At 41.9% G+C, this 825-nt stretch carries 1 protein-coding gene; it reads right to left on the bottom strand.

The features are described 5' to 3' along the window. Positions 1-739, bottom strand: a 739-nt coding sequence (gene tilS / locus ACFIO3_RS14390; RefSeq protein WP_375704711.1) for a tRNA lysidine(34) synthetase TilS, incomplete at its 3' end; no start/stop codon positions are given. Positions 740-825 lie beyond the last annotated feature (86 nt).

The following is an 825-nucleotide window of genomic DNA, read 5'->3' as shown; positions in this document are numbered from 1 at the left end:
GATCTTCATTGGTTGGATCATCAATCCATGTTTGTCCTTGTAAGCGTAAATAATTCCGTAATGTTTGGCGTTTTACACCAAGGAGTGGACGAATCAAACGCACTTTTCTATGCAACAACGCCTCACGCGGAATACAGGATAAACCACGTTCATAGAGCGGACCATCGTTTTTTTCGGAAATATTTTTTCTTGTTTTTCTGGCATGAAACTCATCACGTATACCCTCGGCTTCACCGCGCAAAATACCAGCAAAACCACTGGCATAAACCTCATCGCGCATGGTAACAGCTTCACTATATAAAGCACCTCTGTTCTTTTGGAGACGTTGATACCGCATTTGATAGGTTTCAACCTGATCATTGAGTGTATGGCCCGTCATAATAACTGATGCGCCTTGTTTTTGTGCTTCTTTAACCAAGAGATCGTAGCGTGCAACACGCGCGCTGGAAGCAATATGCGTCTTTGGCTTTTCGCCTTCCCATCGCACAGTGATATGTTGAATATCATGGACACGACAAATTTTCGCAACAGTTTCTGCCTCACGCATCGATTCTTTACGCAATTGATGATCAACCGTGACAACAATCATTTCTGGAGGAAATGCGAGAGTTTCCAAATGCTCTTTGACCAAAAACATCAAAGCCAAAGAATCACTTCCCCCTGAGACGGCAAGAATCAACTTCTGACATGGAATAAAATCCGATGTTTTAAAGAGATTTCTTGCCAGTCTAACGCACACCGAAAACGACCTCGCTGTTTATTTTGCAGGTTTACAAAAAACAGATGCTAATGTTTGTTGACGTTTTGATTTTTTCACAAAATGAG

Source organism: Bartonella sp. AD328YNZD, from assembly GCF_042196425.1.
The sequence above is the reverse complement of the archived record's forward strand: the minus strand, read 5'-3'. Positions and strand labels throughout refer to the sequence as shown.